General features: G+C 70.9%; 26 protein-coding genes and 1 pseudogene. 17 read left to right on the forward strand and 10 right to left on the reverse strand.

The window, feature by feature from the left end:
- Positions 1-134 precede the first annotated feature (134 nt).
- Entirely contained in the window at positions 135-332 is a 198-nt protein-coding gene (locus tag ACZ6QQ_RS19780) for a CsbD family protein (protein ID WP_465877898.1), read from the reverse strand.
- Positions 333-518: 186 nt separating this feature from the next.
- On the opposite strand from ACZ6QQ_RS19780, the gene ACZ6QQ_RS19785 reads away from it, so the two are divergent.
- Both ACZ6QQ_RS19785 and ACZ6QQ_RS19790 read left to right on the forward strand, forming a co-directional pair.
- Positions 519-1295 (forward strand): MBL fold metallo-hydrolase, encoded by a 777-nt coding sequence (locus ACZ6QQ_RS19785; protein WP_465877899.1) that lies wholly within the window; start codon positions 519-521, stop codon positions 1293-1295.
- Positions 1292-1849 carry a DedA family protein gene (locus tag ACZ6QQ_RS19790; protein WP_465877900.1) on the forward strand — a complete coding sequence of 186 codons (558 nt, stop codon included), beginning with the start codon at positions 1292-1294 and terminating at the stop codon, positions 1847-1849. Before ACZ6QQ_RS19785 ends, ACZ6QQ_RS19790 begins: the two co-directional genes overlap by 4 nt.
- 972 nt (positions 1850-2821) lie before the next feature.
- Here the strand turns inward: ACZ6QQ_RS19790 and ACZ6QQ_RS19795 are convergent.
- A pseudogene (locus ACZ6QQ_RS19795) lies at positions 2822-4147 on the reverse strand (alkaline phosphatase family protein); the annotation flags it as partial.
- A gap of 241 nt (positions 4148-4388) precedes the next feature.
- Here ACZ6QQ_RS19795 and ACZ6QQ_RS19800 point away from each other — a divergent pair.
- The 6 genes from ACZ6QQ_RS19800 to ACZ6QQ_RS19825 all read left to right on the forward strand — a co-directional run bounded on the left by ACZ6QQ_RS19800 (position 4389) and on the right by ACZ6QQ_RS19825 (position 10570).
- Complete coding sequence (locus ACZ6QQ_RS19800; RefSeq protein WP_465877901.1) at positions 4389-5252, forward strand: MEDS domain-containing protein; 864 nt, start codon at positions 4389-4391, stop codon at positions 5250-5252.
- Positions 5249-5689: an ATP-binding protein gene (locus ACZ6QQ_RS19805; protein WP_465877902.1), complete on the forward strand. Its 441-nt coding sequence runs from the start codon at positions 5249-5251 to the stop codon at positions 5687-5689. Before ACZ6QQ_RS19800 ends, ACZ6QQ_RS19805 begins: the two co-directional genes overlap by 4 nt.
- A gap of 109 nt (positions 5690-5798) precedes the next feature.
- A complete protein-coding gene (locus tag ACZ6QQ_RS19810) occupies positions 5799-6497 on the forward strand; it encodes a Crp/Fnr family transcriptional regulator (protein ID WP_465877903.1) in 699 nt (232 codons plus the stop codon).
- A 71-nt stretch (positions 6498-6568) separates the two neighbouring features.
- Entirely contained in the window at positions 6569-7321 is a 753-nt protein-coding gene (locus tag ACZ6QQ_RS19815) for a nucleotidyl cyclase domain-containing protein (RefSeq protein ID WP_465877904.1), read from the forward strand.
- A gap of 17 nt (positions 7322-7338) precedes the next feature.
- On the forward strand, positions 7339-9582 hold the full coding sequence (locus ACZ6QQ_RS19820; RefSeq protein ID WP_465877905.1) for a hypothetical protein: 2244 nt from the start codon (positions 7339-7341) through the stop codon (positions 9580-9582).
- Positions 9542-10570 carry a hypothetical protein gene (locus ACZ6QQ_RS19825; RefSeq protein ID WP_465877906.1) on the forward strand — a complete coding sequence of 343 codons (1029 nt, stop codon included), beginning with the start codon at positions 9542-9544 and terminating at the stop codon, positions 10568-10570. The genes ACZ6QQ_RS19820 and ACZ6QQ_RS19825 overlap by 41 nt, the downstream gene beginning before the upstream one ends.
- On the opposite strand, the gene ACZ6QQ_RS19830 is transcribed toward ACZ6QQ_RS19825, so the two are convergent.
- Positions 10554-11141, reverse strand: coding sequence for a Pycsar system effector family protein (locus ACZ6QQ_RS19830; protein WP_465877907.1), 588 nt, complete (start codon positions 11139-11141; stop codon positions 10554-10556). The two genes, ACZ6QQ_RS19825 and ACZ6QQ_RS19830, sit on opposite strands and share 17 nt — an antisense overlap.
- Before the next feature lie 96 nt (positions 11142-11237).
- Here ACZ6QQ_RS19830 and ACZ6QQ_RS19835 point away from each other — a divergent pair, with 96 nt between their 5' ends.
- Both ACZ6QQ_RS19835 and ACZ6QQ_RS19840 read left to right on the forward strand, forming a co-directional pair.
- A complete protein-coding gene (locus ACZ6QQ_RS19835; protein WP_452289528.1) occupies positions 11238-11558 on the forward strand; it encodes an ArsR/SmtB family transcription factor in 321 nt (106 codons plus the stop codon).
- Complete coding sequence (locus tag ACZ6QQ_RS19840; protein WP_465877909.1) at positions 11555-12088, forward strand: SRPBCC domain-containing protein; 534 nt, start codon at positions 11555-11557, stop codon at positions 12086-12088. Before ACZ6QQ_RS19835 ends, ACZ6QQ_RS19840 begins: the two co-directional genes overlap by 4 nt.
- A gap of 91 nt (positions 12089-12179) precedes the next feature.
- On the opposite strand, the gene ACZ6QQ_RS19845 is transcribed toward ACZ6QQ_RS19840, so the two are convergent.
- The 3 genes from ACZ6QQ_RS19845 to ACZ6QQ_RS19855 form a co-directional block, all read right to left on the reverse strand.
- On the reverse strand, positions 12180-13055 hold the full coding sequence (locus tag ACZ6QQ_RS19845; RefSeq protein WP_465877910.1) for a DUF6081 family protein: 876 nt from the start codon (positions 13053-13055) through the stop codon (positions 12180-12182).
- Positions 13056-13198: 143 nt separating this feature from the next.
- Complete coding sequence (locus tag ACZ6QQ_RS19850; protein ID WP_465877911.1) at positions 13199-13615, reverse strand: PPOX class F420-dependent oxidoreductase; 417 nt, start codon at positions 13613-13615, stop codon at positions 13199-13201.
- Between the two features lie 81 nt (positions 13616-13696).
- Entirely contained in the window at positions 13697-14608 is a 912-nt protein-coding gene (locus ACZ6QQ_RS19855) for an NmrA/HSCARG family protein (RefSeq protein WP_465877912.1), read from the reverse strand.
- A gap of 214 nt (positions 14609-14822) precedes the next feature.
- On the opposite strand from ACZ6QQ_RS19855, the gene ACZ6QQ_RS19860 reads away from it, so the two are divergent.
- From ACZ6QQ_RS19860 to ACZ6QQ_RS19870, 3 genes are all read left to right on the forward strand, one after another.
- Positions 14823-15248 carry a PPOX class F420-dependent oxidoreductase gene (locus ACZ6QQ_RS19860; RefSeq protein ID WP_465877914.1) on the forward strand — a complete coding sequence of 142 codons (426 nt, stop codon included), beginning with the start codon at positions 14823-14825 and terminating at the stop codon, positions 15246-15248.
- A 58-nt stretch (positions 15249-15306) separates the two neighbouring features.
- Positions 15307-16392: a transaldolase family protein gene (locus ACZ6QQ_RS19865; RefSeq protein WP_465877916.1), complete on the forward strand. Its 1086-nt coding sequence runs from the start codon at positions 15307-15309 to the stop codon at positions 16390-16392.
- A 92-nt stretch (positions 16393-16484) separates the two neighbouring features.
- On the forward strand, positions 16485-19094 hold the full coding sequence (locus ACZ6QQ_RS19870) for a bifunctional FO biosynthesis protein CofGH (RefSeq protein ID WP_465877917.1): 2610 nt from the start codon (positions 16485-16487) through the stop codon (positions 19092-19094).
- A gap of 60 nt (positions 19095-19154) precedes the next feature.
- Here the strand turns inward: ACZ6QQ_RS19870 and ACZ6QQ_RS19875 are convergent, their stop codons facing one another.
- Together ACZ6QQ_RS19875 and ACZ6QQ_RS19880 are read right to left on the reverse strand one after the other, a co-directional pair.
- Positions 19155-20072 carry an NADP-dependent oxidoreductase gene (locus tag ACZ6QQ_RS19875; RefSeq protein ID WP_465877918.1) on the reverse strand — a complete coding sequence of 306 codons (918 nt, stop codon included), beginning with the start codon at positions 20070-20072 and terminating at the stop codon, positions 19155-19157.
- Between the two features lie 90 nt (positions 20073-20162).
- Positions 20163-21974: an MFS transporter gene (locus ACZ6QQ_RS19880; protein WP_465877919.1), complete on the reverse strand. Its 1812-nt coding sequence runs from the start codon at positions 21972-21974 to the stop codon at positions 20163-20165.
- A 183-nt stretch (positions 21975-22157) separates the two neighbouring features.
- Between ACZ6QQ_RS19880 and ACZ6QQ_RS19885 the strand changes: the two genes are divergently transcribed.
- From ACZ6QQ_RS19885 to ACZ6QQ_RS19895, 3 genes are read left to right on the forward strand one after another with little or no spacing between them, the layout of a single operon-like run.
- The gene (locus tag ACZ6QQ_RS19885) at positions 22158-22676 is read left to right on the forward strand and encodes a MarR family winged helix-turn-helix transcriptional regulator (protein WP_465877920.1); all 519 of its coding nucleotides are present in this window, start codon (positions 22158-22160) and stop codon (positions 22674-22676) included.
- A gap of 22 nt (positions 22677-22698) precedes the next feature.
- The gene (locus ACZ6QQ_RS19890; protein WP_465877921.1) at positions 22699-23124 is read left to right on the forward strand and encodes a DUF6069 family protein; all 426 of its coding nucleotides are present in this window, start codon (positions 22699-22701) and stop codon (positions 23122-23124) included.
- A gap of 26 nt (positions 23125-23150) precedes the next feature.
- Positions 23151-23831 carry a DsbA family oxidoreductase gene (locus tag ACZ6QQ_RS19895; protein WP_465877922.1) on the forward strand — a complete coding sequence of 227 codons (681 nt, stop codon included), beginning with the start codon at positions 23151-23153 and terminating at the stop codon, positions 23829-23831.
- 61 nt (positions 23832-23892) lie between these two features.
- On the opposite strand, the gene ACZ6QQ_RS19900 is transcribed toward ACZ6QQ_RS19895, so the two are convergent.
- Together ACZ6QQ_RS19900 and ACZ6QQ_RS19905 are read right to left on the reverse strand one after the other, a co-directional pair.
- Positions 23893-24426, reverse strand: coding sequence for an acetyl-CoA carboxylase biotin carboxyl carrier protein (locus ACZ6QQ_RS19900; protein WP_465877924.1), 534 nt, complete (start codon positions 24424-24426; stop codon positions 23893-23895).
- A gap of 71 nt (positions 24427-24497) precedes the next feature.
- Positions 24498-25283: a 3-oxoacyl-ACP reductase gene (locus ACZ6QQ_RS19905; RefSeq protein ID WP_465877925.1), complete on the reverse strand. Its 786-nt coding sequence runs from the start codon at positions 25281-25283 to the stop codon at positions 24498-24500.
- A gap of 197 nt (positions 25284-25480) precedes the next feature.
- Here ACZ6QQ_RS19905 and ACZ6QQ_RS19910 point away from each other — a divergent pair, with 197 nt between their 5' ends.
- Positions 25481-25918 (forward strand): nuclear transport factor 2 family protein, encoded by a 438-nt coding sequence (locus tag ACZ6QQ_RS19910; protein ID WP_465877926.1) that lies wholly within the window; start codon positions 25481-25483, stop codon positions 25916-25918.
- The last annotated feature ends 132 nt before the right edge of the window (positions 25919-26050 follow it).

The following is a 26050-nucleotide window of genomic DNA, read 5'->3' on the forward strand; positions in this document are numbered from 1 at the left end:
CCTACGCCTGCTCCCGCACCGTCGTCTTCCCCCCTTCCGTCCTCCCCCCCCCCCCCCCCCCCCCCCCCACCCCCCCCTCCCCCCCCCCCCCCCCCCCCCCCCCCCCCCCCCCCGCCAGGTCAGGTACGCGAGAGTCAGGGGTGACGCAGCGCGTTCCTGGTGTCGTGGGCGGCGTCCTTGACGTGGTCGCCGGCCTGCTTGACCTGCGCCTCGGTACGCTGCGCGGCACCCTCGGCCTGTAGACGCTCATTGTCGGTGGCGTCGCCGACCTTCTCCTTGACGGTGCCGGTGACTTCCTCGGCCTTGTGCTTGATCTTGTCGCCAATGCTCATCGTGGGCCTCCGAGTTTCGCTTCGAACGGCTGCGATCTCCGCTGCCGGCATTAGTGCCCCGCAGCGTCGGCGGCGAAACCGCCCCGAATCCACGGGGCGCCTGAGAGCCGGGTCACGAGTGCCCCGACAGCCGGTTCACGGACGCCCCGAAGGCCCGGTTCCGGGCGGAGCCCGTACGGTGGCGGGGTGACATCCGCGGTCAAGGTCACCTGGTGGGGGCACAGCACGGCCTGGATCGAGGATTCCGGGGTCCGGCTGCTGACCGACCCTGTCCTGCGGGACCGGGTCGCCCACCTGCGGCGGATGCGCGGACCCACCCCGAAACTGCCCGGTGAGCCGGACGCCGTACTCGTGTCGCACCTGCACGCCGACCACCTCGACATCGCCTCGCTGCGCCGGCTGCCCGACCGGGTCGCGCTGATCGTGCCGGCCGGATCGCGGCCGTTCCTGCGACGCCGGCTGGGCGTGGCCGCCGCCTCCCGAGCCGTCGAGCTGGCGCCCGGCGAGGAGTTCCGGGTCGACGCGGTCACCGTGCGGGCCGTGCCGGCGGCCCACGACGGCGGCCGTGGGCCGTGGTCGCGACACCGGGCCATGGCGATCGGATACACCGTGCACGGCCGGGCGAACACCTGGTTCGCCGGTGACACCGGACTCTTCGACGGCATGGCCGACCTCGGCCCGCTCGACCTGGCGCTGATCCCGGTCGGCGGCTGGGGCCCGACGCTGGGTCTCGGACACCTCGACCCGGTCCGCGCGGCCGAGGCCGTCCGCCTGGCCACCCCCCGGTACGCGGTACCGGTGCACTTCGGCACCTTCTGGCCGGCCGGTCTGATGTTCCGCCGGGGCATGTTCCACGAGCCGGGGCGTCGTTTCGTCGAGCAGGTTGCCGGCAGCACATCCGACACCCGGGTCACCGAACTGCAACCGGGGGAGACCCTCACCGTGGAAGCGGTGGCACGGTGAGCAACGCCATCGGGGTGTTGGCCTCGCTGTTCGGGCTGGTGGCGTTCGGCGCGGTGCTTCCCGTCGTACCGACCGGCGCGGCGGTCAGCGCGGCGGCGGCGCTCGCCTTCCACCAGCACTCGCTGATGGTGATCCTGGTCGTGCTCGCCGGAGCCGTCGGCGCCTACGTCGGCGACGCCGTCACCTACGTCGCCTGCCGCTACGGCGGCGAGAAACTGGCGCTGCGGCTGCGCTGGCTGCGCAACGGGCAGCGGCTCGACGGCCTCGCCGCCCGGCTGCGCGAACGCCAGGTGTCGGTGCTGCTGATCTCCCGGCTGGTGCCCGGCGGGCGGATCCCGGTGCTGCTCACCATCGCCCTGACCGGTCTAGGCTGGCGGCGCTTCGCGCTGGCCAACGCCCCGGCCTGCGGGCTCTGGTCGGTGGTCTACGCCGCCTTCGGTGTCCTCGGCGGCTCGATCTTCCCCGAACCCTGGCAGGGCGTCCTGGTCGCGGTGGTGATCGTGCTGGTGATCAGCCAGGTCGTCGCGCTGGTCCGCCGCCGCACCGGCGACTGAGCGGCCGACCGCCGCACCGGAGGTCGGATGACCAACCGCCGACACCTGCGCCGGTACGACCGCCAGGTCCGCGACCACCGCCGGATCCGTCGTCAGGGCGTGGTCCGGCACCACCTTCGACTCCGGTGCGGCCTCCTCGCGCAGCCCCAACTGGTGCAGCCAGGTCACCAACTGCCGGTGTACGGCCACCGGCCCGTCCAACGGCTCCTCGGCCACCGGCCACTCCGCCGGGTGCAGCAGGAACGCGTCGGTCTGCCAACCGCCGAGCCCGCCGTGGCTGCCGACCAGCTCCTCGAACGCGGCCACCTCCTCGGTGCCCGAGTCGATCGAGCTGATCAACACGAGGTCGCCGACGTGCTCGACCCCCTGGTGCCGGAGCAGGTCCGCCCGCGCCCGTGGCCCGTACCCGGCCAGCGGGTCATCGCCGCTGACCCGCCCGTCCCGCAGGTGGTGCTCGCCCCGGTTGCCGACGGCCACCGGACCGGACCCGTCGTCGACCACGACCAGCCCGACTCCGGGGTGCGCGGCCAGGCCGTCCACCAGCCCCGGATAGGCGACGTCGATCTCCGCACGGGTGGGTTTGCCGGGGTGCCGGGTGAAGTACACCATCGCGAGGTTGCCGGAGGCGACGACCAGCACGTCCGTACTGGAGATCTCGTGTGCCTCGCCCGCGCCGGCCAGCCCGATCGGGCTCTTGCGTTCACCGGCCGGCCCGAGGGTGACCTCCCGGTCGACGGTACGCGAACGCACGGCGGCGCGGGTCGCGGCCGCCCCGGCACCCGGTCGGCCGCTGATCTCGGTGAGCAGGGTGTTCACCGGACCCCAGGGTTCGACCGGTCCGGTCGCCGCCGACGCCGTACGGTCCGCCCGGGCTGACCCGTTCACCTCGGCCCGGGACGTCTTCTTCGGCTCCGTACCCGTCCTGTCGGCCGCCGCCCGGTCGGTACCGTTCACGATCCGGTCGACCGTCTGGGCCAGCGACTCGCCGTACCGTTGCCGGAAGGTCTCGCCCTGGCTCTGGCCGTGGTCGGAGAGGACCACCAGGTGGTAGCGGCGGTCGGCCTCGGCGGAGAGCCGCTCCAGCACGCCGAGGACCTGGTCGAGCCGGCCGAGCGCGTCCAGCGACTCCGGTCGGGCCGGACCGGCGTGGTGGGCCACCTCGTCGTAGTCGACGAAGTCGCAGAAGATCACCGGGGTGCCGAGCGCCATCTGCTCGGCGATCAGCGAGACGTTCATGTCGCGCAGCATCCCGGCCAGCGGGCGCAGCACCAGGAACGCCCCGGACCGGCTCACCCGGGGCCGGATGTCGCGCAGCCGCTGCCCACGGGCCTGGTGCAGCTCCTTGAGGATCCGGCCCAGGCCCAGCACGATCGCCCGCGCGAAGCCGTACGGGCTGATCATGAACTCGGCGTACCCCCGGGACGAGCGGCCGGGCAGGGTGGCCCGGCTGACCGTGAACAGGGTGGCGGACGCGTCACCGGAGAAGACGTTGCTGATGCTCGCCCCGCCGTGCGCGAGCAGCCCCGTACCGTCGGAGATCTGCCGCTCCACCTCGGCCGCGTCCCGGGGCCGGTTCGCCACCATCAGCCGGCCGGTCCGCTTGTCGTACCAGCGGAACGCCGGCACGCAACGGTCGTCGCCGTGCAGGATGCCGGCCTGCGCCCCCGGCGTGGTCGCCGGCAGCCCGGTGTGCCAGGTGCCCAACCGGTGGCTGCGCACCCGCAGCCAGCGGCCGATGTTCGGCAGGTTCCCGGCGTGGATCGCCCAGCGCAGCAGCGGCGCCGACACCCCGTCGAGCTGTACGACGAGCAGCCCCTCGCCGTGCGCCGTCGTACCCCGCTTGTGCGCCGCCCGGCTGACCTTGTGCATCAGCCGCAGCGCCTCGCTGACGAAGGCGTCGTCGGTGCCCGAGTCGGTCAGCCAGTTCAGCAGCGCGGCCAGCGCCACCGCCGCCCACGACGCCGCGAACGCCGCCGGCAGACCGGACAGGTGTGCGTCCGGCGCCAGCCGCAACGCCACGTACAGGACGATCGTCTGGAGACTGGCGCCGACGATCAACGCGCCCAGCCCGCCGAGCACGGTCGCCAGCGCCAGCAGCACCGGCCGAAGCAGTGCCCCGACGACCGCGACCAGGACGACCACCCAGAGGATCGCCGTCAACCCGTTCACGTCCACTCCCGGCATCAGCCAGAGCGTGCCGGCCAGCACGACGAACGAGGTGACCGCTCCGCGCAGCAGACCGGTCAGCCGGGCCAGGGTCGGGCGCCAGGACCGCAACTCCCGCAGCATGAGCCGCATCCGCCCGGGCCGGACCGGGTGCGGCGTTCGGGGCGGTTCGGCGGCGGTCACCGCCCCACCTTGGCACAGCGCCGCAGCCTTCGGTCCGGTGGTGACGTACGGCAACCGCTCGATGTGATCAGCGCAACAGCCGGGCCGTCCGACGGCTGCCCCACCGGCACCCGGCCGCCCCCGAGATGACTCACCGGCCGCCGGGCCTTACGGTGGGTCCAGCTTCATCACGGTACGGAGGCGGGGCTGAATGGCCGAGGCTGTTCGGGTAGACGAGCTCAAGCTCGGGGATCACGGGTGTCTGACCTTTTCTGATCCACAGGAACGGCTGGATCTGCTGGCCGCGTTCGTCCGCGACGGCCTGCGCCAGGGACAGAAGGTCCTGTGCTGGACCGACGCCGTCGACCCGGAGCAGTTGGGCCGGCAGTTGCTGGACCGGTCGGTGCGCACCGGCGGTGCGGTGCGGCGCGGGCAACTGCGGTTCGCCACGGTGGAGTCGTCGTTGCTGGCCGGCCGGCAGGCGGACGCGCAGCAGATGGTGGACGTGCTCGCCGAGCAGCTCGACCTGGCCGGTCGGGAGGGCTATCCGGGGCTGCGGGTCACCGCCGACATGTGCTGGGCGACCCGTCCGCTGACCGCCCCTGAGGAACTGCTCACCTTCGAGCAGGAGGTCGGCGCGCTCTTCGCCGACGGCCGGCTCTGCGTGATCTGCCAGTACGACCGGGAGCGGTTCGACGCGGTCACGCTCGCGTTCGCCGCCAAGGCCCACCCGAAGACGGTCGCCGCGCTGGCGTACCACGACGACGCGTTGCTGCGCATCTGCCGCCAGTACAGCCCGCCGGGCATCCGGATCGCCGGTGAGCTGGACTACCAGCACCTGGACGAACTCAACCGGGCGCTGACCGAGACGGTTCGGCTGGACCGGCACCCGCACGTGAACCTGACCGGACTGGACTACATCGACGCCGCCTGCGCGTCGGCGATCGCCCACGCCGCGCTGAGGCTTCCCGGCTCGCGGCGGATGACCGTGACCTGCCGTGGCCTGGTGCACAAGATGATGGACATGGTCGGGTCGGACGGCTCCGGTCGGCTCCGGGTGACAGCGGCGACATGACCGGCCCCGATCCGCGTACCGCCGCCTCGGAGCAGGGAGAGATCCCGGCCCCGGACGCGGTCGCGCTCGACCACTCCTTCGACGGCGACGGTCTGTACGGCATGCGCGCGACCATCGCCGCGCACGCCGAGCGCCTCGGTGTCGGTGACGAGCAGTTGCACCAGTTGCTGATCGTCGCGGGTGAGCTGGCGAGCAACGCGGTCCGCCACGGTGGCGGCGGCGGGCGGTTACGCGTCTGGCGGGCGGCCGATCGGCTCTACTGCCAGGTCCGTGACCAGGGGCCGGGCATCGGCGAGACCGCCGCCGGCACCACCGCACCCGAGGCCACCCAGATCGGCGGTCGGGGCCTCTGGATCGTACGGAGTCTGAGCGCCGACGTGTCCATCGTGAACCACGACCGGGGCACCACCGTCACGGCGGTCATCGGCGCCGACTGACGGCGTACGCCGATCCGTGACCGGATACGTACGCTGTGGTGGTGACCGGGGTCCTCCCGGCCCGGTGGGTCCGAGGTCCCGTCGAGTCGGCGGGCGATGGGGGTGTCGCATGGTGGCGGACGGCGACGAGGTGGCGCGAGGGCTGAGCCGGTCGTTGCTACCGCCGGACCTGCGGGAGGTGGTGGCACGTCTCCTGCCCGAGGGCCGCCCGGTACGGTTCGGCCCCGGCGAGAAAATCATCGGCGACCGGGACCAGAGCGACCATATCGCGATCATCGTTTCCGGTGTCGTCAAGATCACTGCCTCGACGGCGAGCGGACGGGAAGCTCTGCTCGGGCTGCGGGGACCCGGCGAAATCGTCGGAGAACTGGTCGCGCTCGGCGGCGGATCCCGTTCCGCGTCGGTTTCCGCGATTCACCGGGTCGACGCCCGACTGCTCGCGGCTTCGGTCTTCCGCGAATATCTGCAACAGAATCCGAAGGCCACCTTCGCCGTCTTGGCGGCGGTGATCAACCGGCTCCGCGAATCGGACCGGCGTCGGCTCGAACTTGCCGGGCTGGACGTGTTGTCCCGGGTGTCGTTGCTGCTCACCGAGCTTGTGCACACGCACGGTACGCCCGGCCCGGACGGTGACGTGACGATCGGCCTGGCACTTTCCCAGGAGGAGATCGCCGGCGCCACGGGTGCCTCGCGGGAAGCCGTGGCGAAGGCGCTGCGTCGTCTTCGCGACGACGACATGATCATTACCCGGCGGAGATCGATCACGATTCGCGATCCCGAGCGTTTGTCGTCCCGCGTCAGCGAATAGGTACCAGTACACAGACGGCGTCGATTATCGGGAGTAGACACGGGCGAGTGCTCTTGAAGGGAGAACCCGCCGTGACCGAACCCCAACATTTCTCGATCATCGTCTGCGACGTCGAGGGATCCGGTTCCCTCCGCGACGACGACAAGACCGTCGTCCGAAGCGACCTGTACCGGATCCTGCGGAAGAGTCTCGAACTCGGTGGCGGCACGTGGGGACTGACGCACGTCGAGGACCGTGGCGACGGGGTGTACCTGCTCGTACCCGCGACGGTCGCCAAGCGAGGCCTGGTGCACCCGTTCATCACCGAGATCGACGCGGCGCTCGCCCGGCGTACGGTCGGCGAACCGAAAATGCGACTGCGACTGAGCCTGCACAGTGGTGAGGTACGCCGCGACCGACACGGCTCCAGCGGCGGCGAGGTGGACCGCGCCTTCGGCATGGTCGACCACGACCTCGTACGGGAGGCGCTGCGCGCCGAGAGCAGGGCCCGGCTGGCCGTCGTCTGTTCCGACGACTTTTACCGACAGGTGGTGCTGCAACAGGGGGAGATCCCCTCGTCCCGGTTCCGGAAGTACAAGATCAAAGACAAGCGGGGTGCCTCACGGGTCTGGATCGGGCTACCGGGAGTCGACGTACAACCCGGTCTGGCCGACGGCAACGGTAAGCGCCCGGCGGCCGAGTCGGGCGACGCCGGCCCCGGTCCCGCTCCCGCCGGCGGTCACTCCTTCAGCCCGGTGCAGGCCGGCGGCGACATCAACGGTGGCGTCTGGCAGGGCAACCAGGTGGGCGGACGGAACCGGTTCGACAATCACGGCGGCCGGTGATGCCGGTGGACCAGGCGGTGCCCGACACCGAAGGGCAGCCCGCACCGGGGGCCGATGCCGAACGGGACGCCGACCGGCGCGAGCCGGGGAACCTGGAGAGCCTCACCGACAGCCTGACCGACAACGAGCAGCGGCTGGCCCGGATCGAGCAGTCCGAGGCACTGGAACGCGCGTACCGCAGCCTCGGCGTCATGGGTGCCCAGATCAACCAGCAGTTCGTCAACTACAACGACACCCGTACGGCTGCGCCGCGAGGGACGCTGGTTCCCCGGGACCACCTGAAAGCCGTACGACAGACCTTCTACCCGCCGCTCGGCTACGACGGGCTCTGGGGTGCGCTGGCGAACCGCGGACTGATGATCCTGTCCGGGCCGGGCGGATCGGGCAAGACCACCAGCGCGTTGCACCTGCTCGACGCGCACTGCGGTGGACGGGTTCGGCGACTGCCCGGTTCACCGCTCGACGGCTTCGAGCCGACCGAGATCGACGACGACACCGGCTACCTGTGGGAGGATGTCCCGTTCGACGAGCTGAACAAGCTCGAACCCCATCACCTGGCACCCGTCGCGGCAGGTCTGGAGGAACGGCACGCGCGAGGCATCCTCGTTGTCGACCCCGAGGGAAAATCCTGGCGTACGGGCATCGAGGACTACGTGTGGCTGTTGGGCGAGCCACCCACCGCAGTAGCCGTGGCCGAACAACACCTCCGCGCCCGTGCGACGGACGGACAGGTCGAGGAGGTGCTTGCCGCCCTGAGCCACCCTGCCGCACAGGCGACTCTCCACGGATTGCCGATGGACGTGGACCGTCTGGCGCGGGCCGCCGCCTTCGCCGGACGGCTGGCCCAGGCGGTACGGGCGGAGGAGGACATCCGGGACGTCTGCACGTCGTTCGGGTCGGTCCCCTGGTCCGACGCGTGGTTCGCAACCCTGGCCGAGCCCGAGGACCGGGCCTTCGCCATTGCGCTGGCGGTGCTGCCGGAGCTGCCGTTTACGGCGGTGGCGGACGCCGCGAGTCGACTGGACAGGCGGATCCAGGTTGCCGAGACCCCCGACGATCCGCCGAGGGTCCGGGTCTTCGTCCGGAGCAGCAGGGCGATGGAGCGTGGGGTGTACGCCGAAATCTTCCCGTCGTCGGAGGGGACCGGCTCCCGTACGGTTCCGGTCAGCGCCGTCCGGTCCAAAATCGAGAAATACTCGCCGCGTCTCGTCCATCTGTTGTGGACGGAGTTCCCGCAGTTGCAGCCGATCCTCGTCGACTGGCTGCGCGAGCTGTGTTCAGCGCGGCACCCGGCGAGGGTCCGGAGCAACGCGGCGACCGTGGTGGGGCTGATCGCCCAGCTCGACGTCTCCTGGATTCTGCGGGAGCTGCTGACCCCCTGGGCGAGCAGCTTCGTGGTCGAGGACCGGCACGCGGTTGTCGCCGTCCTGGGCGTACTGGCCCGTCATCCCGATTTCTCGGCCATGGTGTGGGATCTGCTGGAGCAGTGGGGTGACCCGGCGGAGCTGCGCGATTGGCAGGCACAGAGCGCAGAGCGCTCGGCGCACGGTACGCGGGCGAAAGAGCCATCGGATCGGGGCGAGGCCGAGACCGATCAGGCACGCCTCACCCAGAATCGGCTCAAGGTGCGGCGCCAGCTCACCGCAGCCACGGCCCTCGGGGCGAGTGTCGGCGCGGTCGATGCCGGCCGGGCGTTGGGCATGCTCCGGCAGCAGGCGGAAGTCCTGAGCTATTCCCTGTCCCAGGCCGTCGGTCAGGCAATGACCGAGTTGTACGACAGCCCCGGGTCCGTCGGCGCCGGCCAGGTCGTCGACGCGCTGGCCGACTGGTCCAAGGAGTCGCAGAAGCACCTGGTCGACACGACACTCGCGTGCTTTCTCCAGATCGCCCTCGATCTCGTGGAAGACGGCCCGCCGACCGCGCCAGGGTGGCCGAAGATGCTGCGCCTGGCGTCGGAGCGGCCGGACCGCCTGTCGCGGGTGGCCGACCTGTGGCGGCGCGCACTCGACCGGCCGGGCTTCGAGAAGCCGACGATGGCCGCACTGCGGCATTGGCTGGAACGGGCGGAACTGGCGCCGGCCGCGCGCGTCGTGCTGTGCCGTCTCGTACGCGAGATCCCACGGGCACCCCGCGATATACGCGTACTGCGGATCTACCTCACGGCATGGACCAGGGACGACCGGTGCGCCCAGGTTGCCGCGCTGCTACTCGCTGCCCTCGATGACGAAAGGGACCACGAACATGATCCACGTCGACCCTGACCCGGTCCTTCGGGAGGCGACCTTCGCCGCGATGGACCTGTCCATGACGGCCCGGACGACCCGGGCGAACACCACGATGGTCTTCCTGGACGAGCAGTCCGGGTCGGTGGTGGAACGGCCGCCGAGCCGGTGGCAGCGGATGACCACACCGTTCCGGCTGTTCGAGATCGACTCGGCACTGCATCCGGTGACCCTGCTGCTCGACCTGCCAACCGCCGAGGAGGCATTCACCTTCGCCGCCCGCATGCACGCGACCTGGTCGGTCCACGACCCCATGGCGGTGGTGCGGCTCGGTGTGCGGAGCGTGTATTCCGCGATCCGGCCGTTCGTCGAGCAGCGCATGCGGCCGATCAGTCGGCGGTTCACCGTGGTCGAGAGCGCGGAGGCCGAGGCGGAGATGAACATCGACCTCAAGGCTGCTCCGTTCAGGTTCGCCCGCGGCATCCAGCTCTCGGACTGTTCGCTCACCCTGCGGCTCGACGCGTCGGCGCAGGCGCACCTCGCGGCCCGCACCGAGGCGGCACGGGTACGAGAGCGGCAGACCGCAGAACACGGGTTGAACGTGCTTCGAGAGGAGCACACGAAGGCCGAGGCCGAGCTGCGGCAGCGGCTCGAACAGCAGCAGGCGGGGCATGACCTGGCGATGAAGCGTCAGCTCATGAGCTTCTACCAGACCATTCTCGCCGACCACAATTTCGGCGTGGTCGTCCTGCAGCTCATCCAGCACCCCGAGGAGATCGAGGCCGTCGCGGGCATGTTGCAGGGTCGCAAGGATGGCTATCTCAAGAACGTGCGGGAGATGCTGGACCAGATGATGGCGACTCCCCAGATCAGCATGGCCGATCTGGATCCGGTCCGGCAGGGCGTGATGGACCACCTGCGCGAGGCGCTCGACATCATGGCGAAGGACGCGCGCATCGGCGAGGCCGTACGGGAGGCGGTCGAGCGGGATCCGGAGGGTGGGATCGGTCTCACGGGTGAGTCGTGAGCACTGCGGTGACACAGGTCCAGAGTACGAATGCAGCCACCGACAGGAACGTCGTCGCCGTGGCCAACCGGAGCCACCGGTACTTGACGACGGCTATCCGGGCCAGGGTCGCGGCCTGGTGCCAGGCCTGCTGACATTGCGCGTCATCGTCGAGCGGCGTGGCGAGTGCGGGGGTGGTGAGTGCGGCGGCGACCGGGAAGGCGAGCCGCACCGCCACCCGGTCGGCCGGGGTGACGACGCGGGGCATCTGACCCGCCGCCAGCAGGCCGATCGACGCCAGCAGCGTCGCGACGAAGAGCAGTCCGCATCCGAACACCAGCCAGGTGGCCGACGTCGACGGTGTGCTCAGGTGCGATGCCCGGTCGAGCAGGGCGGTGACCAGCAGGCCCTGCGTCGCGACCAGTAGCGTCGCCTTGCTGTCGGCGTTGCGAATCCACTGTCCGAACTCGGCGACACTGTGCAGGGCCACCGTCAGGTCCTGCGACTCGGCGGGCCGGTGGTGTGGGCGCTGGCCGGAACACGTTCCGGTCGTCGTGGTGGTGAGGTCGTTCCGCCGATCCGAATCTCCCATGTCTTGATGGAACAGGCATCGGAGTCCCGTTTCTATGCACGGTTACACGTTCGGCCAGGGTTGACATGTGACCGTTGGGTCACATAACTTGAGGTCATGACGGACGACGACCGGGTCTTCAAGGCGCTGGCCGACCCGACCCGTCGCTTCCTGCTCGACCTGCTTTTCGCCCGCGAGGGCCGGACGCTCACCGAGCTCGAATCGGAGCTGGAGATGACCCGGTTCGGCGTGATGAAACACCTGAAAGTGCTGGAAGAGGCGGGTCTCGTCATCGCGCGCCGATCGGGCCGGGAGAAGTTGCACTTCCTCAACCCGGTACCGATCCGGCTGATTCACGACCGGTGGATCGACAAGTATACGGAGCGTCACGTGACGGCGCTCGTCGACCTGAAAAACCAGTTGGAGGAACAACCATGAGCACGAGCACCGACACCGTGACCGACGTGACCACCCAGGTCTACCGCGTCTACATCAAGGCGACGCCGCAGAAGATCTGGGACGCCATCACCGAGCCCGAGTGGAACGCGCGCTACGGCTACGGCGCCCCCGGCGTGTTCGACCTGCGCCCCGGTGGCGCCTACATCTCCACGGCCAGCGACGAGATGCGCAAGTACGCGGCCGAGCACGGCCTGCCGATGCAGGACGTCATCGTCGACGGTGAGGTGGTCGAGGTCGACCCGCCGCGCAAGCTGGTCCAGACCTGGCGGCTGCTGATGGACGAGAGCACCGCGAAGGAGCCGTTCACCAGGCTCACGTACGAGATCTTCGAACTGCCGGCGCAGCCGGGCGTCTGCCGGCTCACCGTGACCCACGACGTCACCGGCGCCCCCGCCACCGGGGCCATGACCGGCGGCGCCCTCGAAGAGTCGGGTGCGGGCGGCGGCTGGGCCTGGGTGCTCAGCGACCTCAAGACCCTCGTGGAAACCGGCTCCGCCTTCTCCTCCTAACCTCGCCCCCGCCTCGCCCCGCCGATCTAGGGCAAATCGTTGTGGTTAGAGATCAACTAGCCCGTATTTTCCCTAGATCGCGGGGAGGGGGTCAGGCGCTGGGCTGCCGGCGCATCTCGAATCCGCGTACGTTCAGGCGAACGCCCTGGCCCCAGATGCGGTCGGCGAAGAGTGCGATTCCGCAGGTCAGTTGGCGGGGACTCGCCGTTTCCGGGTCACCACCGTTGTCCCGCATCGAGTAGCGCTCGTCCAGGGCCCGGTGCCCGATCCGGTCGACCGACAGCACGGCGGCGTCGCCGACGTACCAGACCGCGCGGCCGGCCGCGGCGTCGTAGGTCAGGGTCAGGGAGTGGTGCTCGTCGGGGTCGCGGTCCCGCACGGGTACGGCGTAGGAGAAGCCGGCGTACCGATGCGGCGGAAACGCCAGCCGCTCGTAGACGGCGAAGACACAGCGCTGGGTGACGATGAAGTCGAACACCACCCCGGATTCCCGGTCCATGCAGATCAGGGCAGCCGCCCCGAGCCGCAGATCGCGATCCGGGTCGCTGATCGTCGACCCGTACGTGTGCCGCTCCAGGCCGTACGCCCGGACCGAGACCTCGGCGCTGACCGAGATCCGGCTTCGTCCGGTGACGAAGCCGGGAAAGCCGGCCGGGGTGTCGTGGTTGGCCATCAGCGCCCAGCGGAGATGGTCGGTCTCGCTCAGCGGTACGGGCGGCTCCGCGAACGCGGGCGCGAGACTCACCGGGTCGGTGGCGGTCGGCACCACCGTCAGCCCGTCCGGTCCGGTGCTGACAATGCCGTCGCCGGCCGGGAAACCGGGCACCGGCCGCAACCGCCACGGGGACTGACCGCCGGGCGTGAACCCCGGATCCGTGAAGTCGTCCCGGAGCAGGATCTCAATGGACTCGCGCGGATCGGATGTGACGACCGAGGTCGGGCCGGAGCCGGGCTGTTCGCTCTCCACGTGTGCCTCCTTGATCGGGCGGCCTGCTTGGAACCGCCTGCCGAGGATGCGGCCGTGCGCTAGACGCCGACTTGAGCCCGGATGGAGCCGCCCGCCGGGCGATGAGCCGGTAAGCAGGTAAGCCGGTCGGGCCGTCGGACCCGTCAGTCCGTCGGGTCGGCGGGCACGTTGCGGCGTCCGGCGGCCGGGTTGCCCACGTCCACGCCGAAGCTGATGATCCGGGTCGGGTGGATCCGGATGATCGGGCCGGGGTGGCGGAAGGCCGAGTCCACCGGATCGGTCAGCGCCTCGCCCCGGCCCCGGATCTCGATGCACCGCACGTGCAGCGGTTGCCAACTGGCGACGTCGTCGACGACCAGCGCGACTCTGGGGTTCGACCGTACGTTGCGGAACTTCTGGCTGGTCGCGATGTTGGCCCCGCCGATGTCGATCGTGCCCAGGCCGGCGTTGAAGTACACGCCGACCGGGTTGACCTGCGGGGTGCCGTCCGGCTGGATGGTCGCCAGCCGGCCCAGTCGCTGGGCGGTCAGGTAGGCCAGTTCGCGTTCGGTGAAGATCATGATCGTCCCACCGGCCCGGGCGGTGGCCCTGTCGACCCGAGCCGTCCGTCGACACCTGGTCTCGGGGCCACTGACAGCAGGCTATCCGGTACGCGGCACTCCGGCGGCCGGCGGCGCGACGTGCGCCGCGTTCGGTGCCCAACCGGTACGGGTCAGCCAGTCGGCGAGCGTCAGCAGCGGCGGGTACCGGCGGCGCAGCGACAGGATGTCGGCCGAGTAGCCGATCCGGTTCAGCCAGCTGTAGGCGGTCGCCTGCCATTCGCTGACCTGCTGCAACTCGTCCATCGGCACCGGCTCGTAGCGGGTCGGGATGCCGGTGTGCCGCTCGAAGGTCTTCGCGATCTGCTCACCGGTCAGCTCGTCGCCGGCCAGCTCGATCTTCGCCCCGATCGTGCCGGGGTCGTCGAACGCGGCGGCGGCGAAGTAGCCGATGTCGCCCGACGCGATCATCTGGAGCGGTCGACCGGGCGCGAGGCCGCGACGGTAGACCAGCGTGTCACCCTCCAGCAGCGGCGGATACTGGTTGAGGTTGTCCATGAAGTACGTCGGCCGCAGGAACGTCGCCGGCAGGCCGTGATCGCGGATCCGTTCCTCGATCCGGAGCTTCGCCTCCCGCCAGAACACCCCCTCCGGGCGCTCCGCCCCACCCACCGAACTGTGCACGAAGTGCGCTACGCCGACCTTCGCGGCCACGTCCGCCACGTTCTTGCCATGCCGTTCCTCGGCCGGCACGCCACCCTGGCTCAGCGGCGTCTGCACACTGAACACCCCGTACGCGCCGGTCATCGCCGACCGGAGCGAGTCGAGGTCGTCGAGGTCGCCCCGGACGAGGGTGGCGCCGAGGGCACCGAGTTCCCGCGCCGAGGGCTTGTCCGGGTCGCGGACGAACGCGTGCACTGCCCAGCCCCGGGCGAGCAGCTCGCGGGCCGTCGACCCGCCCTGCCTGCCGGTCGCGCCCAGGACGAGCACCCATCGCTGCTGGTCTACCGCCACGTCAGCCGCCTCCTCCACCTGTTGGGAATGGGCGCAGACTCCCGTACCCGAATCGGGTCCGGCTGGAAGGGCGCTTGAGCCGGCTCCCGGCAAAGGCCGACCGGTTGGTGTTCCAGTCGGGCTCCAGCGGGTCTCTAGTGCCGGTCAAGGCGGTGAACAGAGCATCGGGTCACGGCGTGAGGCAGCGCGGAGTCGAGACGAGGAGCGAACGCAGATGATTTTTACTCCCGAGGAACTCGAATACTTGAAGTCGCAGCGGCTCGGCCGGCTCGCCACCGTGCAGCCGAACGGCTCGATCCAGAACAACCCGGTCGTGTACTGGTACAGCGCCGCGACCGACACCATCGACATCGGTGGTCGGGCCCTCGCCACCACCCAGAAGTTCAAGAACGTCGCGGCGAACGGCAAATCGTCCTTCGTCATCGACGACGTGGTGTCCCGCCGCCCGTGGCGGGTCCGGGGGATCGAGATCCGGGGCCGCGCGGAGGCGCTCCTCGACCAGCCGGTGCCGCCGGAGCTGGAGTTCCTCAGCCCCGAACTGATCCGGATCCACCCCGAGCGGCTGTTCACCTGGGGACTCGACGCCGGTCACCTGGCGATGGTGCGGCGCAACGTGACCCCGAGCGTCGCGTCGAGGTGACCGGCCCGGCAACCGACGGACAAGAGACCGACGGACAAGAGCAAGGGAGACGAGAACCTTGAGCGACAACCTGCGCCTCCTCTCGGACGCCGGTGTGGCGATCTGGCGGGACGACCCGGGCCCGCGACAGATCCGCGACGGACTCGTGGCCGGTGCCGATCCGGTGCTGGGCCTGACCGTCGGCGCCACCGCGCTGCACCGGGCCATCGTCGACGACGACGCCTACCGGGACGAACTGCACGCGCTGGCCGGGGAACGTACCGAGCTGGACGCGGCGGTCCGCGAACTCGTCGCCGGCTACGCCCGGGAGGCGGCGGACGCGCTGCGGCCGGTCCACGACGCCACCGGCGGCCGCGACGGTCAGGTGTCGGTCGAACTCGACCCCCGGCTGGCCCACGACAGCTCGGCGCTGGTGGCCGAGGCCGAGCGGGTCCACGCGCTGGTGGACCGCCCCAACCTCCAGGTGACGATCCCGGCCACCACGGCCGGACTCGCCGCCGTCGGTGCGGTGCTCTCCGCCGGGATCGGGGTCAACGTGGTGCTGGTCTTCTCGCCCGACGGGGTACGGGCGGCCATGGACGCCATCCGCACCGGGCTGGCCGGGGGCGGAGCCGACCAACCGGGTACGACGCTGTCGTTCTCGGTCGCCGACATCGACACCGAGGTCGACAAGCGGCTGTGGAAGATCGGTACGGACGGTTCCGCCGCGCAGCGCGGCCGGGCGGCGCTGGCCAGTGCCCGGATGGCGTACGCGGCGTACCGGAATGTCGCCCGGACCGAACCCTGGACGGCCCTGCTGGCCACCGGTGTCCGCCCGCCCCGACTGGCCTGGGCGTCGACCCGGGTCCGCGACCCCTACTACCTGGAGACCCGGTACGTGGACGAACTCGTCGTCGCCGGGGTGGTGAACATCCTGTCCCCGCTCACCTACCAAAGGGTCGTCGAGGAGAGCGAGATCCGGGGCGACACGGTCAGCGGAAGCCACGAGGAGGCGTACCAGGCGTTGGCCGCCATCACCGACATCGGCGTCGACCTGGCCGACGTGACCCTGGTCCTACAGGAGAAGGGGCTGACCAAGCTCACGGCGTCCTGGCGGGAGCTGCGCGAGCGGGTCGAGTCGGGCCTGCGGCAGGTGCCGGCCTGAGCGTACGACCGTTGTCCCGCCCGCCACGGCGGGTCCCTCTTCGACGGAACCCGCCCGACACCGCGGGCCCTCTTCGACGGAAACGGAGCCCCATGCCGTACCTGCCCGCTCGGGAAGAGTCGCCGACCCCGACCGCGATGCGTCGTGCTCTGCGCCGGGCCCGGGACGGGGTGATGCTCGACCCGGCCGAGTCGACGGTCCTGCTCGCCGCCCGTGGTGAGGACCTGGCCGCGCTCTGCGCGACCGCCGGCCGGGTCCGCGACCAGGGGCTCGTGGCGGCCGGGCGGCCGGGCGTCGTCACGTACTCGCCGAAGGTTTTCATCCCACTGACCCGGCTCTGCCGCGACCGCTGTCACTACTGCACCTTCGCCACCGTGCCGCACCGGCTGCCGGACGCGTACCTCAGTCCCGACGAGGTGCTGTCGATCGCGGTCGCCGGTGCCCGGCTCGGCTGCAAGGAGGCACTGTTCACCCTCGGCGACCGACCCGAGGAACGCTGGCCGGCGGCCCGGCAGTGGCTCGACTCGTACGGCTATCCGGACACGCTCGCCTACGTCCGGGCGATGGCGATCCGGGTGCTGGAGGAGACCGGCCTGTTGCCGCACCTCAACGTCGGTGTGCTGTCGTGGACCGACTTCCAGCGGCTCAAACCGGTCTCGCTGTCGATGGGCATGATGCTGGAGACGACCGCCCGTCGACTGTGGAGCGAGCCCGGTGGGCCGCACCACGGCTCACCGGACAAGGAACCGGCGGTCCGGCTGCGGGTGCTGGAGGACGCCGGGCGCAGCGCCGTACCGTTCACCACCGGGATCCTCGTCGGCATCGGCGAGACCCGGTTGGAGCGGGCCGAGTCGCTGTTCGCGATCAGACGGGTGGCCCGCGCCTACGGCGGGATCCAGGAAACGATCGTGCAGAACTTCCGCGCCAAGCCGGACACGGCCATGCGCGACGTGCCCGACGCCGACCTGGCCGACCTGGCCGCCACGATCGCGGTGGCCCGGTTGGTCCTCGGGCCGTCGGCCCGGTTGCAGGCGCCGCCGAACCTGGTCGGCGACCAGCACGAGCTGATGCTCCGGGCCGGGATCGACGACTGGGGCGGGGTCTCCCCGGTGACGGCGGACCACGTCAACCCCGAGCGGCCCTGGCCGACGATCGAGGAGTTGTCCCGGTGGACCCGCCGGTCCGGCTTCACCCTGCGGGAGCGCCTGACCGTCTACCCGGAGTACGTCCGGCGCGGCGAACCGTGGCTGGAGCCCCGGACCGGGCGGTACGCCGCCGCGCTCGCCGACCCGGAGACCGGGCTGGCCAGTGGTCGGCTCCCGGTCGGCCTGCCGTGGCAGGAGCCGGACGGTGGCTGGGAGGCCGGTGGCTGGGAGGCCGGTGGGCGTACCGACCTGCACCGGACGATCGACACCGACGGCCGTACCGACGAGCGCCGGTCGGACTTCTCCGAGGTGTACGGCGACTGGGGTGAACTGCGCCGGCGGGCGGCGACCGGATCCGAACCGGTGGTTCCCCGCCTCGACACCGACGTGCTGGCCGCCCTGCGCCGGGCCGAACGGGACCCCGCCGGGCTGACCGACGCCGACGCGCTGACCCTGATCCACGCCGACGGGGCGGCGCTGGACGAGCTGACCGGTTTCGCCGACACCCTGCGCCGGGCCACGGTCGGCCCCGAGGTCAGCTACGTGGTGAACCGGAACGTCAACTTCACCAACGTCTGCTACACCGGCTGCCGGTTCTGCGCCTTCGCCCAACGGCGTACGGACGCCGACGCGTACACGCTCTCGGTCGCCCAGGTGGGGGACCGGGCGGCGGAGGCGTGGCAGGTCGGCGCGACGGAGATCTGCATGCAGGGCGGGATCGACCCGGACCTGCCCGACACCGCGTACTTCGCCCTGGCCGCCGAGGTCAAGCGCCGGGCGCCGGGGCTGCACCTGCACGCGTACTCGCCGATGGAGGTGGTCAACGGCGCCGCGCGGACCGGTCTGTCGATCGAGGAATGGTTGTGCGCCGCCCGCGAGGCCGGGGTCGACTCGCTCCCCGGAACGGCGGCCGAAATCCTCGACGACGAGGTCCGCTGGGTGCTGACCAAGGGCAAACTGCCCGCGTCGACCTGGGTCGAGGTGGTCACCACCGCCCATCGGCTCGGCATCCCCACCACGTCGACGATGATGTACGGCCACGTCGACACGCCCGCGCACTGGGTGGCGCACCTGCGGCTGCTCGGTCGGATCCAGGACGAGACCGGCGGCTTCACCGAGTTCGTACCGCTGCCGTTCGTCCACACCAACGCACCGGTCTACCTGGCCGGCGTCGCCCGGCCCGGACCGACCCGGCGGGACAACCGGGCGGTGCACGCCATGGCCCGGATCCTGCTGCACGGAAAGATCGCCAACATCCAGACGAGCTGGGTCAAACTCGGTACGGCCGGCAGCCGGATGATGCTGTCCGGCGGCGCCAACGACGTCGGCGGGACGCTGATGGAGGAGACCATCAGCCGGATGGCCGGCAGCGCGCACGGCTCGGCGAAGAGCATCGCCGAACTCGCCGAGATCTGCCGGCCGCTGGGTCGACCGCTGCGCCAGCGCTCCACCCTGTACGGCGAGGTGCCGGCGGAACGTCGGGCCGCAGCCGAGGCGGCTGGGCATCGGGCTTCGTCACGTACCCCGGTCCCGGTCACGGTGTCGGTGCGCCGCTGACCCACGCGTGGCGCGCTCCGGGGCGGGAGGATCGGTGCCCCGGAGCGCGAACGGGCGGGATCAGTCGACGGTGAGCACGACCTTGCCGCGTACGTGGCCGGTCTCGACCTCGCGGTGCGCCTGCGCCGCCTCCGCCAGCGGGACCGCGCGGGCCACCTCGATCTTCAGCTCGCCCGCCTGGTAGAGCCGGGTGAGTTCGGCCAGCTTCTCCGCCGAGCGTTCGGTGCCGATCCGCCGGATCCGCAGCCGGGCGGCGTTGGCCCAGTCGGCGATCGTCACGATCCGCTTGGTGTCGCCGCCGGTCAACTCGACCGAGACGGTGAGCGCCTCACCGCCGATGGCGTCGAGGATCGCGTCCACACCGTCGGGCGCGACGGCCCGCACCCGGTCGGCCAGGCCGGGACCGTAGGTGACCGGGATCGCGCCGAGCGAGCGCAGGTACTCGTGGTTGCGTTCGCTGGCCGTACCGATCACGGTCGCGCCGCGGACCCGGGCCAGCTGCACCGCGAACGAGCCCACCCCGCCGGCCGCGGCGTGGACGAGCAGGGTGTCGCCGGCTTCGACGGCCAGCTCGTCCAGGGCGGTGTACGCGGTCTGCCCGGAGGCGGTCAGTCCACCCGCCTCGGCCCAGGGGAGTTCGGCGGGCTTGCCGGCGGCCTGGTTCGCCGGTACGACGACCGTGTCGGCGTACCCCTCCATGGTGAGGAAGGCGATCACCTCGTCGCCGTCGGCGAACCCGGTCACGCCGTCGCCCACCTGGTCCACCACACCGGCGACCTCGTTGCCGAGGCGGACCGGGAACTGGAGCTGGTTGTACGCCGCGAAGTCGCCCCGGCGGGTGGCGACGTCGAAGGGCTGCACCCCGGCCGCCCGGACCCGGATCCGGATCTCACCCGGACCGGCGACGGGATCGGGTACCTCGATGAGCTGGAGGACCTCCGGTCCGCCGTACTCGTTGAACACGATGATCTTCGCCATGCTGGTCGTTCCTCTCGTTGTCCTGTCTGGGTCGGAAGAAGGCTGTGGCCGGGGCGGCACGGGCGGCGCAAGCGGCACGGGCGGCGGGGCTCAGGGCGCGTTCGGAGCCCCTGCCGGGCCCGGTGGTGGCGACGGGTCCCCGGTCGGGCGGCTGTGCGCGTCGGGGCGGCTTCCGGCGTTCGGGCGGCCCCCGGCGTTCGGGCGGTCGTCGTAGCGTCGGGCGCGCGGCGGCAGGAGGAAGGCGAGCGCGAAGGCGATCCCGATCAGACCGACCAGCACCCAGAGCGTCCGCTGGAGCGCCGTGCTGAACGCGTCCCGGGTGGCTGTCCTGCCGGCGTCCTGCACGGCCCGGCCGACGGCGGCGGGATCGTCGGAGCCGGCGGCGGCCTCGGTCACGGTGCGGCCGAGCACGGCGCAGGAGGCGGGCACGTCGCCCGGCTCGGTCGCGTTGGTGCGGTCGTGGTCGCACGGGCCCAGCGCGGCGATGATCCGGTCCTGGTCGGTCGCGCTGACCTGGAGGACGGCGAGCTGTTCGCGCAGCGCGGCGGCGTTCTGCTCGACGGCGGGAACCGCCTGGCCGGCGAGGATGCCGAAGAAGATGGTCCCGACCACCGCCGTGCCGAGCGCACCACCGAACTGCTGTACGGCGTTGAGCGTGCCCGACGCCGAGCCGATCTCCTGTGGCCGGACTCCGGCCAGCACGATGTCGAAGAACGGGGACAGGAAGAGACCCAGGCCGACGCCGTAGACCAGCAGTGCCGGCGCCAGGTGCCACAGGGTGGGGTCGGAACCGCCGATCCGGAGTACGAGGATCACCCCGGTGACACCCGACAGCATCAGTATCGCGCCGAGGTGGAGCATCCGGCGACCGACCCGGTGGGCCAGGCGGGCGCCGCCGAGGAAGCCGAGCACGTTGCCGACGGCCTGGGGCAGCACGGTCAGGCCCGCCTCCAGTGGGGAGAAGCCCAGTCCCCACTGGAGGAAGAGGGTGAGGACGAGGCCGAACCCGACCATCGGGGTGAAGACCGCGAGGGTGGTGGCGAGCCCGCCGGTGAAGGCGCGGTTGCGGAACAGCGCGGGGACCACGAGCGGGTCCGCACCACGGCGGCTGATGGCGCTCTCGACCCTGGCGAAGGCCACGAAGAGCAGCAGCGACAGGGCGATGAGGACGAACGTCCAGGTCGGCCAGCCCAACTCGCGGCCCTGCACCACCGGGTAGACCAGCAGCAGCGCCGCCAGCGCCACGATGACCGCGCCGCGCAGGTCGAGGCGTACGGTGCCGCGCGGTTGGCCGCCCGGTATGAACCGAGCCCCGGTGAGCAGGATGAACAGTCCCAGCGGAAGGTTGATCAGGAAGATCATCCGCCAGCCGGTGCCGAACAGGTCGGCGTCGATGAGGACACCGGCGAGCACCGGGCCGCTCAGTGTCGCCAGGCCCATCACCGGGCCGAACGCGCCGAAGGCCAGCGGGAGTTCCCTCGGTGGGAAGATCATCCTGATCAGGCCGAGTCCCTGCGGCAGCATGATCGCCCCCGCGAGCCCCTGGAGGACCCGTGCGCCGATGAGCATGCCGGGGGTGCTGGCGGCCGCGCAGAGCAGCGAGGCCACGGTGAAGCCGGCGACCCCGGTGAGCAGGACCCGCTTGCGGCCGTAGATGTCGCCGAGTCGGCCGCCGGTGATCAGGCCCGCAGCCAGTGCGAGCGTGTAGCCGGCACCGAGCCACTGGACGACCGACGGGCCGCCGCCGATGTCCGCCCGGATGGACGGCGCCGCGATGTTGGTGACCAGGGTGTCGAGCAGGTTCATCACCGACGCCGCCAGGGCCACCGAGAACGCCAGCCAGCGCCAACGGTAGGGCGCGCTGGCGGTTGTCGGCTCGGCCACGGCCAGGTTGTCAGTCATAGCCACCTCGTTGGGTAGGGGCAAACGTGGCAGTCCTGCCCGTTGGTGTCGGGGCTGGTAGCGCGGCTGCGGTTGGTGATCCGCCAGCCGGGAGGGCCGGTTGAGGGCTCCTGCTACAAGACGGTAAACTATTTCGAAATTCGATACAATCGATAATGGAAGTATTCTAGGATCGGAGCAATCATGTCAAGGCGTACCCGGGATGAGGTGATCCTCGAACTGATGCGAGCGTGGCGGGCATCCCGTCTTCAGACCGACCTGCTCGACGACACCGCCTTCCAGAAACTGGGGATCAACCGGACCGACGGTCGTTGCCTCGACGCCCTCAGCGAGGGCCCGATGACGGCGACCACGCTGGCCAACGCCTGCGGCATCACCGCGAACGCGCTCACCAGCGTGGTGGACCGGCTGATCGAGCGAGGGCTGATCGAGCGGATCCGGGACACCGTCGACCGGCGGCGGGTGGTCATCCGGCTCACCCGCCTGGCCGACCACGTCAGCGCCCAGCTCTACGGGCCGGTGGTGGCCTGGTCGATCCAGAACTTCTCCCGCTACAGCACCGAAGAACTGGAAGTCCTGGAACGGTTCCTCACCGAGGGCCGGGAGTTCCAGAAACAGCACGTGGAGTACATCCGCAAGCTCACGCTCTCCTGGGACCTGGGCGACGCGGACGACGGTGCGGCTCCGGCGCCAACACCCTGAGATGCCATCGGAGGTAGTCGACATGAGCACCACCCGACAACAGACACTGGTAGGAGCCCGGCGCCACCTCGTACGGGCGGCCGGAACCGTCGCGGCGGTCCTGGCCGCGATCCTGGTGTACGTCCTCGCCGAATCGGTCTTCGGAGTCGAGCCCGCCGTTCCGGAGACCTTCGGCTCGCGGACCCTGCGCCCGCTCGAACTCGGCGAGGTCATCGGTGCCGCCACGATCGCCTGCCTGGCCGGTTGGGCCTCGCTGACCGTCCTGGAACGCTTCACCGACAAGGCGATCACCATCTGGACGGTGGCCGCGGTCGTGATCTTCCTCGCCACCCTGCCGTACATGCCGGGCTTCTCGATCGGCACCCGGGTGACCCTCGCGCTGACCCACGGGGCACTCGCCGCGGTCCTGATCACCGTGATGCGGCGTACCTCCCGACTGCCCGGCTGAGCGGGCGACGACGCGGGAGGTGCGCAGTGCGGATCGAGGTCTGGGCCGACATCATGTGCCCCTGGTGCTACATCGGCAAACGACGTCTCACGGCGGCCCTGTCCCGCTTCGGCGACCGGGAACGGGACGGGGACCGGGAACGGGAACAGGAACAGGACCAAGAGCGGGTCGAGGTGCTGTGGCGCAGCTTCGAGCTGCGGCCGGACGCGCCCCGCGTCCCCGGTCTGACCCTCGGCGAGGGAATGGTGCGCTGGCGCGGCATGGACGCCGCCCAGGTGACCAGGCTCTTCGCCTGGATCACGAAACTCGGCGCCGACGAGGGGCTGGAACTGAACCTCGACGGCGTGCGCCCGGTCAACTCCTTCGACGCCCACCGGGTCGCCCACCTGGCCGGCCGGCACGGGCTGCGTGACCAGATGACCGAGCGACTGTTCCGGGCCCACCTGACCGAGAACGTCAATGTCGCGGACCATGCCGTCCTCCTCCGAATCGCCGACGAGGTCGGCCTCGACGACGCCGAGGTCCGAGCGGTGCTCGGCGGCGAGCACTACGCCCACGAGGTGATCGCCGAGGGCCGGGGCAGCGGTGTCGACGCGGTGCCGACCTTCGTGGTCGACCGCCGGTACGCGATGTCCGGCGCGCAGCCGACGAGCGAGCTGTACGCCCTGCTGGAACAGGCCCGATCCGTGCCCACGACGGCGAACTGAGCCACGACAACGAAGGGAGCCGGTCCCGCCGCATCGGGTGGGACCGGCTCCGTCGAGCTGTCTACGATCCGTCCGCCGCCAGCGCGAAGAGCCGGTCGTCGTACTCCACCTGGGCGCCGTTCGGCTTCAGCACCTCGACGATCCGGCCGGTCCGGTCCACCGTCACCGGGATCATCAGCTTCATCGCCTCGACGATCCCGATCTGCTGCCCCGCGACGACCGTGTCACCGACGCTGACGAAGGGCTGCGCGCCGGGCTCCGGTGCCTCGTAGAAGACCCCGACCGTCGGCGCCCGTACGTAGTGCCGGTGGTCCGGCTCCGCGACCGCGGCGACGGCCGTGGGCGGGTGCCCGTTGCCGGCGTACGCGGGGGCGAGGACACCGGCCGGGGCGCCGGACGGCTCCGCCGGCCACTCCGCCTCGACCGCCAGATCACCCACCCGCACCCGCAGCGCGATCGGCGGTCGCTGGAATTCGGCGAACAGCCGCAGTACGGCCCGTTGCAGCTCCTCCAGCCCCACCCACCGGTCAGTCCGGTCGCGGGCCGGCAGATCCTCCCCGGCCGGCTGGCCGGGAGCCGACACGTCCTGGTTCATTACCGGTCCCTCCCCGTTCGAGTCCTCCGCGAGCGCGCCCACCGGCACGTGTCACCGGGCATCGCGTCCGCTCAGTAGTTGCCGAGCCCGCCGCAGACGTTCAACGCCTGGGCGGTGACCGCCGCCGCCTCGTCCGTGATCAGGTACTCCACCATCGCGGCGACCTCGTCGGTCTGGACGTACCGGCCCATCGGCACCCGGGCGGTGATCCGGTCGAACGTCTCCTCCTCGGTGACTCCCCAGATGCCGGCGTAGTGCTCCCGGACCCGCTGCGCCATCGGCGTCTCCACGAAACCGGGGCAGACCGCGTTGACCGTGATACCGGTCCGCGCGAGCTCCAGCCCGAGCGCCTTGGTGAAGCCGACCACGCCGTGCTTGGACGCCGAGTACGGCGCCGCGAAGACGACGCCCTGCTTGCCACCGGTGGAGGCGATGTTGACGATCCGCCCGCTGCTCTTGTCGAGCATGCCGCCGGTGGTGAGGACCTCCTTCGTCATCAGGAACACGCTGTTGAGGTTGGTGTTGATGACGTCGAACCACAGCTGCTCGTCGAGTTCCGCGGTGGCTCCACCGCCGCTGCGTCCGGCGTTGTTGACCAGGATGTCCACCGGGCCGTACCGCTCGACGGCGGAGCGGATGAACTGCCGGATCTCGTCGGGTACGGCAACGTCGCAGGTGCTGCCGTCGACGTCGTATCCCTGGTCGCGCAGGGATTTGATGGTCATGGCCAGCCCCTCGGTGTGCCGCGAGCACAGGTAGACCCGTAGCCCCCGCTTGGCGAGACGACTGGCGATGGTCAATCCGATTCCGCTGGTCGCTCCGGTGACGAGCGCGACCGGCGTTGTACGTTCCGCCACGATTACTCCTCTGCGGCCGGCGTCATGCCTGACCCGGTCACCATCGCCGAGCGGCCTTGAGTCCCGGTCGAGCGCGCCTGGAAGCTGTTCCGACCGGCCCCGGCTTCCGGCTCCCGGCGATTCCTTCCGCCGGCTTTCGAGCCCTGTTCGAGTCCGTCTGGTCACCGTGGACCGAAGCGTCCGACGGAAGGAGCATCATGATCGAAACCCTGTCCTTCACCGATCTCTATGTCGAGGTGCAGCAGTTCTACGCCGCGCAGATGCAGGTTCTCGACGGTGGCGACTTCGAGCGGTACGCGGCGACCTTCACCGAGGACGGCGAGTTCCGGCACACGCCGGGGCGGCCGGCGGCGCGTACCCGGGCGGGGATCGTGGCGGACCTGCACGAGTTCCACCAGCGGTTCGCGGACGACCCGGTGCAGCGCCGGCACTGGTTCAACATGCTCGCCATCGATCCTCGGGACGACGGAACCATCGCCACGACCTACTACGCCCTGGTGGTGACCACCCGGCCGGACCGGAGCGTGACCATCAGGCCGAGCTGCGTCGTGCACGACATCCTGGTACGCGAGAACGGCGCACTGCTGAACCGCTCCCGCCGGGTCGACCACGACCAGGTGGGCGGGGCCGGGTGAGATCCGGCGGGTCCCCCGGGGTCCGGGGGGGGGGGGGGGGGGGGGGGGGGGGGGCGGGGAAAACGGGGGGGGGGGGGGGGGGTGGGGGCTTTTGGTGTGTCGTATAGGGTGGTGGGGGGGGGGTTCTTTTTT

The organism is Micromonospora sp. NPDC049529 (assembly GCF_055586685.1).